Annotated in this window: 9 protein-coding genes; 2 read left to right on the plus strand and 7 right to left on the minus strand. The window is 73.3% G+C overall.

Translation table 11 applies throughout. From position 1 onward, the window contains the following. Positions 1-166: 166 nt before the first annotated feature. Together ACGF2Y_RS24295 and ACGF2Y_RS24300 are read right to left on the minus strand one after the other, a co-directional pair. On the minus strand, positions 167-496 hold the full coding sequence (locus ACGF2Y_RS24295) for a hypothetical protein (RefSeq protein ID WP_392951111.1): 330 nt from the start codon (positions 494-496) through the stop codon (positions 167-169). 166 nt (positions 497-662) lie between these two features. Beyond that, positions 663-2882, minus strand: a complete 2220-nt coding sequence (locus ACGF2Y_RS24300) for an ATP-dependent DNA helicase UvrD2 (RefSeq protein WP_392951114.1) — start codon at positions 2880-2882, stop codon at positions 663-665. A 229-nt stretch (positions 2883-3111) separates the two neighbouring features. Here ACGF2Y_RS24300 and ACGF2Y_RS24305 point away from each other — a divergent pair, with 229 nt between their 5' ends. Then, complete coding sequence (locus tag ACGF2Y_RS24305; RefSeq protein ID WP_006127421.1) at positions 3112-3366, plus strand: glutaredoxin domain-containing protein; 255 nt, start codon at positions 3112-3114, stop codon at positions 3364-3366. Positions 3367-3494: 128 nt separating this feature from the next. On the opposite strand, the gene nudC is transcribed toward ACGF2Y_RS24305, so the two are convergent. The 5 genes from nudC to ACGF2Y_RS24330 form a co-directional block, all read right to left on the minus strand. Then, positions 3495-4451 carry an NAD(+) diphosphatase gene (nudC, locus tag ACGF2Y_RS24310; protein WP_392951116.1) on the minus strand — a complete coding sequence of 319 codons (957 nt, stop codon included), beginning with the start codon at positions 4449-4451 and terminating at the stop codon, positions 3495-3497. A gap of 83 nt (positions 4452-4534) precedes the next feature. Continuing rightward, positions 4535-5929, minus strand: a complete 1395-nt coding sequence (locus tag ACGF2Y_RS24315; protein WP_392951118.1) for a dipeptidase — start codon at positions 5927-5929, stop codon at positions 4535-4537. 10 nt (positions 5930-5939) lie between these two features. Continuing rightward, positions 5940-9407 carry a UvrD-helicase domain-containing protein gene (locus tag ACGF2Y_RS24320; protein WP_392951121.1) on the minus strand — a complete coding sequence of 1156 codons (3468 nt, stop codon included), beginning with the start codon at positions 9405-9407 and terminating at the stop codon, positions 5940-5942. Positions 9408-9532: 125 nt separating this feature from the next. Then, positions 9533-12904, minus strand: a complete 3372-nt coding sequence (locus ACGF2Y_RS24325) for an ATP-dependent helicase (protein WP_392951124.1) — start codon at positions 12902-12904, stop codon at positions 9533-9535. A gap of 221 nt (positions 12905-13125) precedes the next feature. Next, a complete protein-coding gene (locus ACGF2Y_RS24330) occupies positions 13126-13596 on the minus strand; it encodes an MGMT family protein (protein WP_392951127.1) in 471 nt (156 codons plus the stop codon). A 221-nt stretch (positions 13597-13817) separates the two neighbouring features. On the opposite strand from ACGF2Y_RS24330, the gene ACGF2Y_RS24335 reads away from it, so the two are divergent. Next, on the plus strand, positions 13818-16625 hold the full coding sequence (locus ACGF2Y_RS24335; RefSeq protein ID WP_392951129.1) for a YbhN family protein: 2808 nt from the start codon (positions 13818-13820) through the stop codon (positions 16623-16625). The last annotated feature ends 30 nt before the right edge of the window (positions 16626-16655 follow it).

Raw genomic sequence — 16655 nt, forward strand, 5'->3', positions numbered from 1 at the left:
GTCCTCGTCTGGTCGTGCCGGCCTGTTGGCCGGTTGGCGGCTGCTGGTACCAGGTCCTGCTTGTCCCGAGGCTCCTTCGTTCCGTCTCGTCCGTTCGGACAAAACAAAAGGGCCGCGGATCCCGAGTGGGGTTCCGCGGCCCTGAAGGCGCCGACCTGATGCTGGATCAGGCTGGATCGCTCCAGGGTTCAGGCCCACGGAAGGCCCACATCGTGTGGTGCTGCTGCGTCTGCTTCTTGACTCCGGCACCGGCTGCCGCAAAGGCATAGGCCTGAGCCTGTGCTGCCTTCGCTACTGCTGCCGCCGGTGCCTCGATCGGTCGCTCATTGCGCTCCCGCATCACGGGGAGGCTCGCCAGGGACAGCGGACGGGCGGCAGAGATGCCGGACAGACCGGTGGCGCGGAGCGAAGCAGCCGAGGAGCGGGTGAGGCCGAGCGAGCAGGCGGAGACGACCGAGAGATCGGTCATTTTCTGGGTTTCGATGATGCTGATCACTTCAATCGCCTCCTCTCGGCGTCTCTGGGGACCGGCCGGGACCGGTCCTGCGTATTCGGATAAGTACAGCACGGAATCAGGGCTTCAGAGAAGTCGCTGTTCCCGTGGTTAAGAACCTATGGTGACGACTGGGGCGGGCGCAAACTATTTTCTGGACGAGTTTTTCTCAGGTCGCGTCGACGCCCTCCTCGGGTTCGCCATCAACTGCCTCACCTGCACAGATGGCCAGAACGTCGGTGCCGAAGCGGCTCAGCTTCCGGTTGCCGACGCCGGCGATGACGACCAGCTCGCCCTCGGTGGACGGCACGGCCTCGGCGATCGCCATGAGCGTCTTCTCGGTGAACACGCAGAAGTCCGGCTGGCCCAGCAGGGCCGCCTGGGCGGCGCGCCAGTCGAGCAGCCGCCCGTACAGCGCCTCGTCCATGTCCGAGGGGCATTCCTCGCAGCGCATCAGCTTCATCTCGCCCGCGTCGGTGAGCGTCCGTCCGCAGACCCGGCATCGCACCGGCCCCCGGTGTTTCCGCTCGACCGCCGGGGTCCGGCTCGCCGCCGCGGCCCGGCCGGTGCCCCGGTCGATTCCTCCGCCGCCGCCGGCCCCGCTCCGCACGCCCGAGGGCGCCGAGCCCGGCCTCAGCCCGTTCAGGAAGCGGGTCGGCCGTCGGCTCGCCCGGCCGCCCGGCGACCGGGACAGCGCCCAGGAGAGCGAGAGGTGGACGCGGGCCCGGGTGATCCCGACGTACATCAGCCGCCGCTCCTCCTCGACCTGCTCGTCGGTCTTGGCATAGGCGATCGGCATCATGCCCTCGGTCAGGCCGACCAGGAACACGGCGTCCCACTCCAGGCCCTTCGCCGAGTGCAGCGACGCCAGGGTCACCCCCTGGACCGTCGGGGCGTGCTGGGCGGCCGCCCGCTCGTCCAGCTCACGGACCAGGTCGGTCAGGGTCGCCCCCGGCCTGGCCGTCTCGAAGTCCTCCGCGAGGCGCACCAGCGCGGCCAGCGACTCCCAGCGGTCGCGCACGGCCCCCGACCCGGCGGGCGGACGGCTGGTCCAGCCCTTGGTGGAGAGCACCGCCCGCACCTGGGACGGCAGCCCCTCCGCGTCGTCGAGCAGGGAGTCGTTACGTCCGGCGCGGGCCGCGCCGCGCAGGGCGGTGCCCGCCTCCCGGACCTCGGCACGCTCGAAGAACCGCTCGGCGCCCCGCAGCTGGTAGGGCACGCCGGCGTCCGCGAGGGCCTGCTCGTAGACCTCCGACTGGGAGTTGACGCGGTAGAGCACGGCGATCTCGCCGGCCGGCACGCCCGCGGCGATGAGGTCGCGGATGCGTCGGGCGGTGCCCTCGGCCTCGGTGGGCTCGTCGGGATACTCCGTGTAGACGGGCTCGGGGCCCTTGTCGCGCTGGGAGACCAGCTCCAGCCGATGGTCGGCGGCCTTGCCATGGGCCTGGCTCAGCAGGCCGTTGGCGAGGTGGACGACCTGGGGGGTGGAGCGGTAGTCGCGCACCAGCTTGACCACGGTCGCCCCGGGGTGGCGGGTGCGGAAGTTCAGCAGGTGGTCGGGGGTGGCCCCGGTGAAGGAGTAGATCGTCTGGCTGGCGTCGCCGACGACGCAGAGGTCGTCCCGGTCGCCGACCCAGAGGTCGAGCAGCCGCTGCTGGAGCGGGCTCACGTCCTGGTACTCGTCGACGACGAAGTGCTGGTACTGGCCGCGCACGTGCTCGGCGATGTCGCTCCGGTCCTGGAGGATGCCGACGGTGAGCAGCAGCACGTCCTCGAAGTCGATCACCGAGCGGTCGCGCTTGAGCTGCTCGTACATGGAGTAGATCTGGGAGAGGACCGCCGGGTCGCGGGGGGTGTCCCGCTGGGTCCTGGCGACCGCCGCCGGATAGTCGGCGGGGACGGTCCGGGTGACCTTGGCCCACTCGATCTCGCCGGTGACGTCCCGCAGCTCGTTGCGGTCGAGCCGGAGCTCGCAGCGGGCGGCGGCCTCGGCGACCAGCTGCACCTTCCGCTCCAGCAGCCGGGGCAGCTCACCACCGACTGCTTTCGGCCAGAAGTACTGGAGCTGTCGGAGGGCGGCGGAGTGGAAGGTCCGCGCCTGGACGCCGGTCGCGCCGAGCTGTCTCAGGCGGCCGCGCATCTCGCCGGCGGCCCGGTTGGTGAAGGTGACGGCGAGCACGGTGGCCGGCTGGAGGATGCCCGCCCGCACCCCGTACGCGATGCGGTGGGTGATCGCGCGGGTCTTGCCCGTACCGGCTCCGGCCAGCACGCACACCGGTCCGTGCAGGGCGAGAGCCACCTCGCGCTGCTCGGGGTCGAGCCCGTCGAGCACGGCGTCCGGGGTCTCGGGAACCTGTGGGAAGAGAGTGGAGTGCGTTGCTGCTGTCACCCCGCCATGCTGCCAGGTCCCAGGGGGCGGATGCGGCGGTTGTCCACAGGGGTGAGGTATTCGTCGTACCGGTTCCGTGTGGTTCGGGGCCGGGCGCCGGTGCGATGGGAATGGTGGAGGCCTCCCGTACGTTCCTCAACCGTGCGGGACGGCTGCGGACTGTGGCCGGACCGCACGTGACGCTGCCGGCCGCGCAGCGGTACGGACGAGACGAAGGAGCGCCAGCGACATGGCGGGCACTGTGACGATGTACAGCACCACCTGGTGCGGCTACTGCCGCCGGCTGAAGAGCCAGATGGACCGCGAGGGCATCGCGTACAACGAGGTCAACATCGAGCACGACCCGGAGTCGGCCGCGTTCGTCGAGAAGGCGAATGGCGGAAACCAGACGGTCCCGACGCTGCTGATCGTGGCCCCCTCGGGCACCGAGTCGGTCATGACGAACCCGTCGCTCGCGCAGGTGAAGCAGGCGCTCGCCGCCTGATCCGGCCGTTGGAACGACTGCCTGTCGCGCGCACCACTGCCCCCGGCATCGCCGGGGGCAGTCCTGTGTCCCGGGGTGGTGCTCAGCCGGTCCGCTTCACCCTGGTCGGCCGGTCCGCTTCACACCGCTCAGCCGGTCCGCTTCGCGCCGCCGGGCTTCGGGAGCGGCTTGCCGTACCAGAGCTCGATCAGGCGGGCCGCGATCGAGATGCCGAACGGGGGCATGACCTCTCCGGACTCGAAGGCGGCGGTGAGGTCCTCGCGGGAGAACCAGCGGGCCTCCTCGATCTCCTCGCCGTCGACGGTGATGTCGAAGGAGATGGCCCGCGCCATGAAGCCGAGCATCAGGCTGGAGGGGAACGGCCACGGCTGGCTGGCGATGTACTCGACCTCACCGACCGTGATCCCGGCCTCCTCGTACACCTCGCGGGCCACGGACTGCTCGATCGACTCCCCCGGCTCGACGAACCCGGCGAGCGTGGAGAAGCGGCCCTCCGGCCAGTGCACCTGGCGGCCCAGCAGGGCCCGGTCCTGGTCGTCGGTGACCAGCATGATGACCGCCGGGTCGGTGCGCGGGTAGTGCTCGGCGCCGCAGGCCTGGCAGCGGCGGATGTGGCCGGCCGCCGCGATGACGGTGCGCTCGCCGCAGCGGGAGCAGAAGCGGTGCAGGCGCTGCCAGTTCTCCAGGGCGACGGCGTGCGCCATCAGACCCGCGTCGCGGGGGCCGAGGAGGAGACCCGCTTCGCGGAGTCCGGCGGGCCGGGCCGACTGGTCCATACGGCCGGGCAGCGTGTCCTTCTGGAGCGCGAAGTAGCTGACGCCGTCCTCGCCGGTGCCGAGGAAGTACCGGTGGGTCTCGGTGACCGGGGCCTCGAAGGCCTGGGTCATGACGATCTCGGTGCCACCGTCGGCGGTGTCGTCGATCAGCACCTGCCCGCCGGAGACGACGAAGACACGGGTCGTCGGGTGGCTCCACGCCACGGCGAGCCACGCCTCGTCGAGGCGGTGGTGTGCCGCGCGGTCGATGCCGCTCCGCGCGGTGAGGCCGATCGGGCGGTCTGCGGTGGCGTTGTCGAAGGTGCTCACAGGTGCTTCCTACTCCCCCTGGGTGGATCGGGTGTGCACAGGTACGTGGAGGTGTGCAGAGGATTCAGCGGAGTTCCGGGCGTTCAGCTCAGTGCCGTGGCCAGCTCGCCCCACAGGTGGGCGGTCGTCTCCACGCCCTTGAGGAGGAGGTCCAGCTCGACCTTCTCGTCGGGGGCGTGCCAGCCGTCGGAGGGTACGGAGATGCCGAGGAAGAGGACGGGGGCGCCGAGCACGTCCCTGAGGTCGGCGGCGGGGCCCGAGCCTCCTTCGCGGGTGAAGAGGATCTTCTTCCCGAAGGCCCGGCCCATCGCGCGGGTCACGGCCTGCAGGGCGGGGTGGTCCAGCGGGGTCAGACAGGGTCGGGTGGCGGGCTGGAAGTCGATCCGGTGCCGGACGCCCGCCGGGATGCGGGCCTCGGCCCAGGCGCGGACCGCCCGCTGTACGCGGTCGGGGTCCTGGCCGTCGACCAGCCGGAAGCTGATCTTCACCAGGGCGGAGGAGGGAATGATCGTCTTGCTGCCGACGCCCTGGTAGCCGCCGCCGATGCCGTTGACCTCGGCGGTGGGGCGGGCCCAGACGCGTTCCAGCGTGGAGTACCCGGCCTCGCCGGACGCGGCCCCGGACTTCGCGGTGCGCAGCCAGGTGGCCTCGTCGAAGGGTAGCTCCGCGAAGAGCGCCCGCTCGGTGTCGGTGAGGTCGGTGACACCGTCGTAGAAGCCGGGGACCGCGACCCTGCCGTCCTCGTCGTGGAGGGCCGCGACCAGGCGGGCGATCTCGGTGGCCGGGTTGGGGACGGCTCCGCCGAACGATCCGGAGTGGATGTCCTGGGCGGGGCCGTACAGCTCGATCTCGCACTCCGCGAGGCCGCGCATGCCGGTGCAGACGGTCGGGGTGTCCTCGTCCCACATGCCGGTGTCCGAGACGATCACCGCGTCGGCGGCGAGCCGGTCCGCGCGTTCCTCGGCCAGGGCGCGGAAGTTCGGGGAGCCGGACTCCTCCTCGCCCTCGATCAGCAGCTTGAGGTGGACGGCCGGGGTGGTACGGCCGGTCGCGGCGAGGTGGGCGCGGACCCCGAGGGTGTGGAAGAACACCTGGCCCTTGTCGTCGGCCGCGCCACGTCCGTACATCCGGCCGTCCCGGATCACCGGCTCGAACGGGTCGGTCGACCAGCCGTCCTGGCGGGCGGCGGGCTGCACGTCGTGGTGGCCGTAGACCAGGACCGTCGGGGCGCCCGGGTCCTCGCTGGGCCACTCGGCGAAGACCGCGGGGGCGCCGGGGGTCTCCCAGATCTCGGTGACCGGGAAGCCGGTCTCCTTGAGCTTGGCGCTCAGCCACTCGGCGCTGCGCCGTACGTCCCCGTCGTGCTCCGGCTGCGCGGATACGGACGGGATGCGCAGCCACTCCGCGAGGTCGTCGAGGAAGGCTGCGCGGTGCTGTTCGGTGTACGTACGGACGGCGCTGTCCGGGGTCTCGCTCATGCGCTTGAGCCTATCCGCCCTCGGGGGCCGGCTCGTCCAGCAGGATCCGCTCCAGCTCGGCCCGGCCGGGCAGCCCCTGCGGATGGACGGTTTCCCCGCTGCGTACGTAGAGGAAGGCGGCGGTGACCGCGGTGAGCGGCAGATCGTGCAGCTCGGCCCAGGCCAGCCGGTAGACGGCGAGCTGGAGCGGGTCGGCGGTGCGGTGGCGGGTGGTCTTCCAGTCGACGATCTCGTAGGTGTCGCCCGTGCGGTACACGGCGTCGATGCGGCCCCGGATCACCCGGCCCGCCAGCGTGATCTGGAACGGGGTCTCGACCCGGTACGGCGTGCGCCGGGCGTACGCGGTGCGCTCGAACGCCTCCTTCAGCTCGGCGAGGTCCCGCTCGTCGGCGATCTCCGCGTCGCTCTCGTCGCCCCCGGGCAGCTCGTCGGGGCCGAGCATGGGCAGCGGCAGTTCCTCGTACCGCGACTCCACCCAGGCGTGGAACCGGGTGCCCCGGCGGGCGGCGGGCCCCGGCGGGCGGGGCATGGGCCGGGCCAGCTCCTGGGCGAAGGCGTCGGGGTCCTCGGCCAGCCGCAGCAGCTGGGTGGCGGAGAGCGACGCGGGCACGAGGACCTCGCGCACGGTGGCACGGGCTCGGCGCAGCTCCCCGGCCAGGGATTCCAGGTCCCGGTCCCAGGAGGCGAGGGTGCGGGCCTCCTCGGGTGTGAGCCGTTCCATGGGGCCGGACGGTGCGGGGTCCGCTTCCTGGGGGTGGCGGGCGGCAGTCGCTTCCTGGGGGTGGCGGGCGGCCGGGATGTGCGGAGGGCCCGTAGGTCGCGCGGTGGCGAGCTCGTCCCAGTCGTCCCAGTCGATCGGCGTCTCCTCGGTCTCCGGCTCGTACGCCGGTTCCGCGTGCTCGTACGCCGGTTCCGCGTGCTCCTGCGGAAGCTCTCCGTCGGCGGCCAGGCGCTCCAGGTGAGCCAGCACCGTGTCCCGGGCGGCGCGGCGGCGGGCGAGTGCGTCGGCGTCGAGCGGGAGCGGCCAGGCCAGGTCGGTGCCGGGCGCCGCGAGGGCCGGGTTCTCCTCGTCCTCGGCGGGCTCGTCCGCCCAGGCCTCGATCTCGCCGTGGCCCGCCGCGCAGTGCTCGTACAGCGCGTCGAGGAAGGCGGACGGGCCGCGCGTCCTCTTCTGGGACGGGCCCCACCAGTGGCCCGAGCCGAGGAGCAGGGAGCGGGGGCGGGTGAAGGTGACGTACCCGAGGCGCAGTTCCTCCGTGTGCTGGTGCTCTTTCATCTCCTCCTTGAACGCCTTGAGGCTCTTGGCGTCGAGGCCGTCCATGGCGTCCAGGGCCGGGAGCGTCGCCGCGTCACCGCGCAGGGCGTGCGGGAGCACCGCGGCCTGGGCGGTCCACGCGTCCCGGGACCGGCCGCTGGGGAACTGGCCCGTGACCAGGCCGGGCACGGCGACGACGTCCCACTCCAGGCCCTTGGACTTGTGGGCGGTGAGGACCTTGACGGTGTTCTCGCCGCCGGGCAGCGCGTTGTCGAGGCCCTTCTCGTACTGCGCGGCGGTCCGCAGGAAGCCGAGGAAGGCGAGCAGCGACGCCTCGCCGTCGAGGGAGGCGAAGCGGGCCGCCGTGTCCAGGAAGTTGGCGAGGGTCTCGCGGCGGCGGGCGGCCAGCGCCTGCGGGGACGCGGACAGCTCGACCTCAAGGCCGGTGGTGGCCAGGACCCGGTGCAGGACGTCCATCAGGGGGTCCGCGAGCGAGCGGCGCAGGTCGCGGAGCTCCCGGGCGAGGCGGGCGAACCGGACGCGGGCCTCGGCGGAGAACGGCAGCCCGTCGTCGGCCGCGTCCCCCGCGACCAGGAAGGTGTCCAGCGCGTCCGCGAGCGATATCACCTCGGCCGGGTCCGTGCCCTCGACCGCGCCGGCGAGCCGCTGGTCCGCGTCGGCGTCGTCCGCGTGGCCGGCCCGGTGCACGAGGAGGCGGGCGCGGCGGCCCAGGAGCGCGAGATCACGGGGGCCGATGCGCCAGCGCGGTCCGGTGAGGAGGCGGACCAGGGAGGCGTTGGCGCCCGGGTCCTGGAGGACCTCGCAGACGGCGACCAGGTCGGCCACCTCGGGCAGGTGCAGCAGCCCGGCGAGGCCGACCACCTCGACCGGGATGTCCCGGGCGACCAGGGCCGCCTGGATCTGGGGGAAGTCCCCGGCGGTGCGGCACAGGACGGCGATCTCGCCGGGCGGGGTGCCGGTGCGCACGAGGTGGGCGAGGGAGTCGGCGAGCCACTCGATCTCTTCGGTGTGCGTGTTCAGCAGGGCGCAGCGGACGAGGCCGTCGCGCTCGGCGCCCGGGGCGGGGCGCAGCGCCTCGACGCCCTCGTGCATGGCGCGCAGCGGTTCGGCGAGGCCGTTGGCGAGCTGGAGGAGGCGGCCGCCGCTGCGGCGGTTCTCGCTGAGGCTGTAGCGGGTGGCGGGGGTGCCGTCGGCGTGCGGGAAGTGCTCGGGGAAGTCGTCGAGGTTGGCGACGGACGCGCCGCGCCAGCCGTAGATCGCCTGGCAGGGGTCGCCCACGGCGGTGACCGCGTGGCCGGTGGGTGGGTGGCCGGCCGCCCCCGGTCCCGTACCGCCGCCGAACAACGCCGAGAGCAGCAGGCGCTGGGCGACCGACGTGTCCTGATACTCGTCGAGGAGGACCACCCGGAACTCGTCCCGCAGGATCGCCCCCACCTCGGGCCGGGTGAGGGCCAGCTCCGCGGAGAGGGCGATCTGGTCGCCGAAGTCCAGCAGGTCCCGGCTGCGCTTGGCGGCCCGGTAGCGCTCGGTGAGGGCGAGGAGGGAGCGGCGGGCCTCGGCGGTCTCGGGCATCTTGCGCAGGTCGGCGTTGCTGAGCTTCGCGTGTTCCAGGGCGTGCAGCAGCTCGGTGTCGTACGTGTGCAGCGCCCCGGGGCGTACGAGGTGTTCGGACAGCTCCCCGTCGAGCGCCAGGAGATCGCTGACCAGGGTGGGGAAGGACCGGGTGAGCGCCGGATACGGGCCCGGCGCCTCGCGCAGCACCTTCGCCGCCAGCTGATAGCGGGTGGCGTCGGCGAGGAGGCGGGTGGTGGGCTCCAGGCCGATGCGCAGTCCGTGCTCGGTGAGAAGGCGGCCGGCGAAGGCGTGGTACGTGGAGATGGTGGGTTCGCCGGGGGGGTGGTCCGGGTCGATGACGTCGGGGTCGGTGACCCCGGCGGCGATCAGCGCCTTGCGGACGCGCTCGGCCAGCTCGCCCGCCGCCTTGTTGGTGAAGGTGAGGCCGAGGACCTGCTCGGGTGCGACCTGTCCGGTGCCGACCAGCCAGACCACGCGGGCGGCCATCACCGTGGTCTTGCCCGACCCGGCTCCGGCCACGATCACCTGCGGGGCGGGCGGCGCGGTGATGCAGGCCGTCTGCTCCGGGGTGAACGGGATCCCGAGGAGCTCCTTGAGCTGCTCGGGATCGGTGATGCGTGAGGACACCCGGTCAACGGTAACCGGGCCCACCGACAACCCACGCCGATGCCCACGAAAGGCGCTGCGCCACCGCCTGGCGCCAAGCCACCACGGCCCTGCTCCACCACCTGGCCCTGCTCCACCACCTGGCGCTACTCCACCACCTGGCGCCCCTCCGGCTGCGCGCTGCACGAGGCCCGGAAGGTGCAGTTGGCGCAGTGCGTGCCGGTGGTGGGCGTGAAGCGTTCGTCCAGGACCTTTCCGGCGGCGGTGGCGAGCAGGTCGGAGACCCACTCGCCGGCCAGCGGTTCCTGGGCCTGGATTTTGGGGAAGGCGTCGCCGCCCTCCTTCATGGGGGCGGGCAGGCGGAGCTGGACCAGCTCCGCGCCGCCGGGTTCGGGCCGCCGGCCGTCGAAGAGCTCGTCGACCGCGCCCTCACGGACGGCGAGCTGGTAGACCGCGAGCTGGGAGTGGGCGGCGACCTCGTCCTTGGTGGGCGCGCCCTTGCCGGTCTTGAAGTCGACGACGTACGCCCGGCCATCGGCGTCCTGTTCGACCCGGTCCATGGAGCCCCGGATGCGGACGGCGTACTCCCCCGCCTCCAGCGTCACGTCGAAGTCGTGCTCGCTCGCGGTGGGGGTGCGGCCGCCCCGGTCCAGGACGTGCCAGTGCACGAAGCGTTCCAGGGCGGCGCGGGCGTGCTCCTTCTCCTGTGCGGACTTCCAGGGGGCGTCGAAGGCGAGACCGTTCCACACGGAGTCCAGGCGTTCCATGAGGACGTCGAGATCGGCGGGCGTACGGCCGGAGGCGACCTCGTCGGCGAGTACGTGGACGACGTTGCCGAACCCCTGGGCCGCGGTGGCCGGGGCGTCGGCCTTCACCTCGCGGCCCAGGAACCACTGGAGGGCACAGGTGTTGGCGAGCTGGTCCAGCGCGCTGCCGGAGAGGGTGACGGGCTGGTCGCGGTCGCGCAGCGGCACGGCGGAGCGGGTCGGCTCCGCCAGGCCCCACCAGCGGTACGGGTGGGCCGCGGGCACCAGCGGCTGCCCCTCGTCGTCGGTGAGCGCGGCGAGCCGGGCGAGGCGGTGGGCGGCGGCCTCCCGCAGGGCGTCGGACGCGGCCGGGTCGACCGTGGTGGCGCGCAGTTCGGCGACGAGCGCGGCGACGGCGAGGGGGCGGCGCGGGCGGCCGGTGACGTCGCGGGGTTCGACGCCCAGCTCGGTCAGGAAGCGGGAGGGCTGGTCGCCGTCGTCGGCGGGGGCCTTCACGGCGGTGACGATCAGACGCTCGCGGGCGCGGGTGGCGGCGACGTAGAAGAGCCTGCGCTCCTCGGCGAGGAGGGCCCCGGGCGTGAGGGGTTCGGCGAGTCCGTCGCGGCCGATCCGGTCCGCTTCCAGGAGGGAGCCCCGGCGGCGCAGGTCGGGCCAGACGCCTTCCTGGACTCCGGCGACGACGACGAGCCGCCATTCCAGGCCCTTGGAGCGGTGGGCGGTCATCAGGCGTACGGCGTCGGGGCGGGCGGTCCGCCGGGAGAGGGTGTCGGCGGCGATGTCCTGGGCGTCGACCTCTTCGAGGAAGTTGAGGGCCCCGCGCCCGCCGGTGCGCTCCTCGGCGCGGGCGGCCGTGTCGAACAGGGCGCACACCGCGTCGAGGTCGCGGTCGGCGTTGCGCCCGCCCGCCCCGCCCCGTAGCGCGGCCCGCTCCAGCCTGCCGGGCCAGGGGGTGCCGTTCCACAGGGTCCACAGGGCCTCCTCGGCGGTGCCGCCGCCTTCGAGGAGTTCGCGGGCCTTGCGCAGGAGCGCGCCGAGGCGCTGCGCGCCGTGGGCGTACGCCGGATCGTGCGTGATGAGCCGTTCGGGCTCGGCCAGCGCGCGGGCCAGCAGTGCGTCGGAGGGGGCGGGGACCCGGATCCCGGCGGCGCGTTCCTCGTCGCGCAGGGCCCGGCCGAGGCGGCGCAGGTCGGCGGCGTCCATGGAGCCGAGCGGGGAGGCGAGGAGGGTGAGGGCGGTCTCGGAATCGAGCCAGGAGGTGGTGACCGGCTCTTCCTCGTCCTCTGCGCGCCCGGTGGTCCGCGCGGTGTGCAGCGCCGCCGCGGCCACCGTCCGCAGGGCGGTCAGCAGTGGGGCGACGGCCGGTTCGTGGCGCAGCGGCAGGTCGTCGCCGTCGACCTCCAGGGGGACGCCGGCGGAGGTGAGGGCGCGGCGGACGGCGGGCAGCGAGCGGCCTCCGGCCCGTACCAGCACGGCCATCTCCTGCCATGGCACCCCGTCCTCCAGGTGGGCGCGGCGCAGCAGGTCCGCGATGTTCTCCAGCTCCGTGGACGCCGTCGGGTAGGTGTACGTCTCGACACGGCCGCCGTCCCGGACGGCGTGCGGTTCGCGGTGGGCGCGGACCGTGTCGCCGGGCAGCCGGGTCAGCGGCATCCGGCGGGTGAGCAGCCGGGTCGCGGCCAGCAGTCCGGACCCGGAGCGGCGGGAGGTGGTGAGGACGCCCACGGGCGCGGGGCGCCCGTCCGCCCGGCGGAAGGTGTCCGGGAAGTCGAGGATGCCGTTCACGTCGGCTCCCCGGAACGTGTAGATCGACTGGTCGGGGTCGCCGAAGGCGATCAGCGTCCGCCCGGCCCCCGCGTCCGCCCCCCGCTCCCGGGCGTACCCCGGCGCGCGCCCCCGGTTGCCCGCCAGCGCGTGCAGCAGGCGCACCTGGGCGGGGTCGGTGTCCTGGTACTCGTCGACGTACACCGCGTCGTAGTTCCCCGCGAGCTGCGCCGCCACCTCGGGACGCTCGGCGAGGAGGACCGCGCGGTGCACCAGCTCCGCGTAGTCCAGGACGCCCTGGGCGTCGAGGACGTCGAGGTACTCGGCGAGGAACTGGGCCGCCGCCGTCCAGTCCGGGCGGCCGGTGCGGCGGGCGAAGGCGGCCAGCGCGTCCGGGCCGAGGCCCAGTTCGCGGCTGCGGGACAGCACGGCGCGCACCTCGTCGGCGAAGCCGCGGGTGGTCAGGCAGGACCGCAGCTCGTCCGGCCAGCGGACGTGGGCCAGGCCCTCCTTCTCCAGGTCGAGCTGGCCCGCGAGCAGCTCGCGGACGGTGACGTCCTGCTCGGGCCCGGACAGCAGGCGCAGCGGATCGGCGAACAGGTCGGCGTCCTGGTGGGCCCGGACGAGGGCGTAGCAGTACGAGTGGAACGTGGTGGCCTGCGGGCCGCGGGCCGCCCCGAGGCGGGCGGCCATCCGGTCCCGCAGTTCGACGGCGGCCTTGCGGCTGAAGGTGAGGACGAGGATGCGGGCCGGGTCGGCGCCCCGGTTCACCCGCGCGGCGACGGATTCGACGAGGGTGGTGGTCTTGCCGGTGCCGGGCCCGGCGAGGACCAGCAGCGGGCCGCCGGGGTGGTCAACCACCGTGCGCTGGGCTGCGTCCAGGAGAGGAGGATCCACCGAACCCGGCGGAGTGCGCACCAGACGGTAGGCACCCGTGGTCCGCGGCCGTGACTCACGGTGCGGACTGTGCCGGGTGGAGGAGGAACTCACGTGGATCGCCGGTCCTGGTGGAGGTGCGTGGGTGTACTGGTGATGAGGAACAGGGTCGGTGCAGCAGAGCAGAGCAGCGAGAAAGAGGAAGGGTGCGGAGCGTGCCGCGCGATGACGACGCTACGCCAGCGGCGGCGCGGGGGACGGCGGCCGCGCTGCGTCCCTCGTCACGTGCGCTGCCGCGTCGGGCCGTCGCCGGCGGAGGCCGATGGCGGAAGCTGTCAGGTGTGAGCTTTCTCGCCCTGACCGCTCGGCCCGACCGGACCGCCCCCGCCGCCGGGGCCCTCGCCGCCGGGGCCGCCGTCACCGGCCGGGTCGGCGCCGCCTCCGTCCCAGCGGGCGCGCCGCATGTCGATCCGCGGGATGTGCCCCTCCACCTGGCGCGACGCCTCGCGCAGTGGGGTGCCCTCGGAGCGGTAGTGGTCCAGCGCCCGCAGCTCGTGGGTGGGGAGCAGCGTCCCGTCGGCGCGGACGACACGCCACCACGGCACGGCCGATCCGTACAGCGCCATGACCCGGCCGACCTGGCGGGGTCCGCCCTCGCCCAGCCACTCCGCGATGTCGCCGTACGTCATCACCCGGCCGGGCGGAATCAGATCGGCCACGTCGAGAACGCGCTCCGCGTAGTCCGGCAGTCCGGCGCCGGCCGGGGCGGTGCCGGAGCCGCGCCCGTCCGTCTGGTCCTGGCTCATCCGTCCCATCCTGCCGTACGCCACCGACAGCCCGGCCGGAACGGTATCCGTCCGGACACACAGCGTGCACGCAGGTGCAAAGGAGCGTATGTTGCGCTTCCCGCGCCCGTGCGATGCACCCTGATGCCCTCCTCCGTCTACGGGCCGTGCCACCATCATGCGGGCGGTGACCGGTGATACCAGAACACGAAGACGAACCAGAGGCGACGAAGGAGCAGGGCGTGCAGCCACCGAAGGCGGCGGACGCCTCCGATGCCGGGGAGCGCCCGCAGGGCGGTCCCGAGTCCTCGGGAACACCCCACGCCTCCTCGGGAACACCCCACGCCTCCTCCGGAGAGCCCCGCGCCGACGGTCCCACGACGTCCACCACCGGGCGTCTGGCCGGCTCGACCCTGGCCTCCCCCGACGCCGCTCCGAGCGAACGCGTCTCCGTGGACGAGCCGCTGCTCCCCGCCCGGGTGCACCGCCCCTCCGACCTGATGCGGCTGCTCATCGGGGTGCTCGCGATCGGGGTACTGCTCGCGATCGCCGCGTTCGCCCACGGCACCACCACCGGTCTTGAGGACGACATCTCCAAGGGCACCGAGCAGGCGCCCGATCTGCTGATCAAGATCGCCGGTCTGGTGTCCAGCATCGCCGTGCTGCTGGTGCCGGTCGCCTTCGCCATCGAGCGCCTCATCAAACGCGACGGGCTGCGCATCGCGGACGGTGTGCTCGCCGCCGTGCTCGCCCACGGGGTGACGCTCGCCACCGACCTCTGGGTGTCGCGGACCGCTCCCGGCACCATCCAGGACGCGCTGACCCAGCCGCAGACGGCCGGCGGGCTGACCGACCCGGTGCACGGTTATCTCGCACCCGTCATCGCGTACATGACGGCGGTCGGGATGGCCCGGCGGCCGCGCTGGCGCGTGGTGCTGTGGGTGGTGCTGCTGCTCGACGCGTTCGCGATGCTCGTCGGCGGATACACCACGCCGTTCTCGATCATCCTCACCGTGCTGATCGGCTGGACGGTGGCGTACGGGACGCTGTACGCGGTCGGCTCGCCGAACGTCCGCCCCACCGGCCAGCACCTGATGGCGGGTCTGCGGCACGTGGGATTCCGCCCGGTCGCGGCGATGCGCACCGAGGACATCCCGGACAACGCCGACCAGAACGACCGGGGGCGGCGCTACCTGGTCACCCTGGAGGACGGCCCGCCGCTCGACGTCACCGTCGTCGACCGGGAACAACAGGCCCAGGGGTTCTTCTACCGGGCCTGGCGGCGGCTCACCCTGCGCGGGATCACCCAGCGACGCTCCATCCAGTCGTTGCGCCAGGCGCTGGAGCAGGAGGCGCTGCTCGCGTACGCGGCCATCGCCGCCGGGGCGAACGCCCCCAAGCTGATCGCCACGTCGGAGCTGGGCCCCGACGCGGTGATGCTCGTCTACGAGCACATCGGCGGCCGGTCGCTGGACGCGATGGAGGACGAGGAGATCACCGACGACCTGGTGCGCAGCGCCTGGCATCAGGTGAAGGCCCTCCAGTCGCGGCGGATCGCGCACCGCAGGCTGACCGGTGACGCCCTTCTGGTGGATCGTTCCGGCAGGGCGTTCGTGACGGATCTGCGTGGCGGCGAGATCGCCGCCGGTGATCTGGTGCTGCGGATGGACGTGGCCCAGTTGCTGACCACGCTGGGACTGCGGGTGGGGGCCGAGCGGTCGGTGGCCGGGGCGCTGGCCGTGCTCGGCCCGGACGCGGTGGCGGACTGTCTGCCGCTGCTCCAGCCGATCGCGCTGAGCCGCTCCACCCGGGCGACGCTGCGCCGGATCGCCCGCGAGCGTTCGCACCGCGACCGGGAGGCGGTGGTGGAGGCCTCGCAGGCGGCCAAGCAGGCGAAGACCGGCCGCGCGGCGGACTCCGGAACGGACCGCAGGGCGGGCACCAAGGCGGAGCGCAAGTCGCTGCGCACCGAGAAACAGGCCGAGAAGCAGGCCGAGAAGCGCGCCATCGATGATGCGCTGGAGGAGGCCCGCGAGGAGGATCTGCTCGCCCAGATCCGCCACCAGGTGCTGCTGATCCGCCCGCAGGCCCCGGTCGAACCGGTCCGTCTGGAGCGCATCAAGCCGCGCACCCTGTTCAGCTTCATCGCCGGGGCCATCGCCGCGTACTTCCTGATCTCGCAGGTCACCCAGGCCGACTTCGGGACGGTCGTGGAGCAGGCGGAATGGGGCTGGGTGGCGGCCGCCCTCGGCTTCTCGGCGCTGAGCTACGTGGCGGCGGCGATGAGCCTGCTGGGCTTCGTGCCGGAGCGGGTGCCGTTCGTGAAGACCGTGCAGGCGCAGGTCGCCGGCTCCTTCGTGAAGATCGTGGCGCCCGCCGCGGTCGGGGGTGTGGCGCTGAACACCCGTTTCCTCCAGCGGGCCGGGGTGCGCCCCGGTCTCGCGGTGGCGAGCGTGGGGGCCTCGCAGCTCTTCGGACTCGGCGCCCACATCATGCTGCTGGCGCTGTTCGGCTATCTCACCGGTACGGAGAAGACCCCGGACTCGCTGACCCCGTCCCGGACGGTGATCGCCGGTCTGCTCACGGTCGCGGTGCTGGTGCTCGTGGTGACGGCGGTGCCGTTCCTGCGGAAGTTCGTGGTGACCCGGGTGCGCTCGCTGTTCGCCGGGGTCGTGCCGCGCATGCTGGACGTGGTGCAGCGGCCGCAGAAGCTGCTCACCGGCATCGGCGGCATGCTGCTGCTGACCGGCCTGTTCGTGCTGTGCCTGGACGCCTCGATCCGGGCGTTCAGCGGCCCGGACGTGCCCCAGCTGAGCTACGCGAGCATCGCGGTGGTCTTCCTCGCCGGGAACGCGCTCGGCTCGGCCGCCCCGACTCCGGGCGGTATGGGCGCGGTCGAGGGGGCCCTGACGCTGGGCCTGATCGCGGTCGGGCTGCCGAGCGAGGTCGCGGCGCCCGCGGTGCTGCTGTACCGCGTGATGACGCTGTGGCTGCCGGTGCTGCCGGGGTGGATCGCCTTCAACCAGCTGACCCGCAAGGGCGAGCTGTAGCCGGAGATCCCGACGCCGCCCCGGTGGCGG

It is taken from the genome of Streptomyces sp. NPDC048142 (assembly GCF_043202835.1).
Lineage (GTDB): Bacteria > Actinomycetota > Actinomycetes > Streptomycetales > Streptomycetaceae > Streptomyces.

Excerpts from the sequence above, each read along its gene's own strand:
- ACGF2Y_RS24305 (WP_006127421.1), top strand. The coding sequence starts at position 3,112 with ATGGCGGGCACTGTGACGATGTACAGCACCACCTGGTGCGGCTACTGC.
- ACGF2Y_RS24315 (WP_392951118.1), bottom strand. The coding sequence starts at position 5,929 with ATGAGCGAGACCCCGGACAGCGCCGTCCGTACGTACACCGAACAGCAC.
- ACGF2Y_RS24330 (WP_392951127.1), bottom strand. The coding sequence starts at position 13,596 with ATGAGCCAGGACCAGACGGACGGGCGCGGCTCCGGCACCGCCCCGGCC.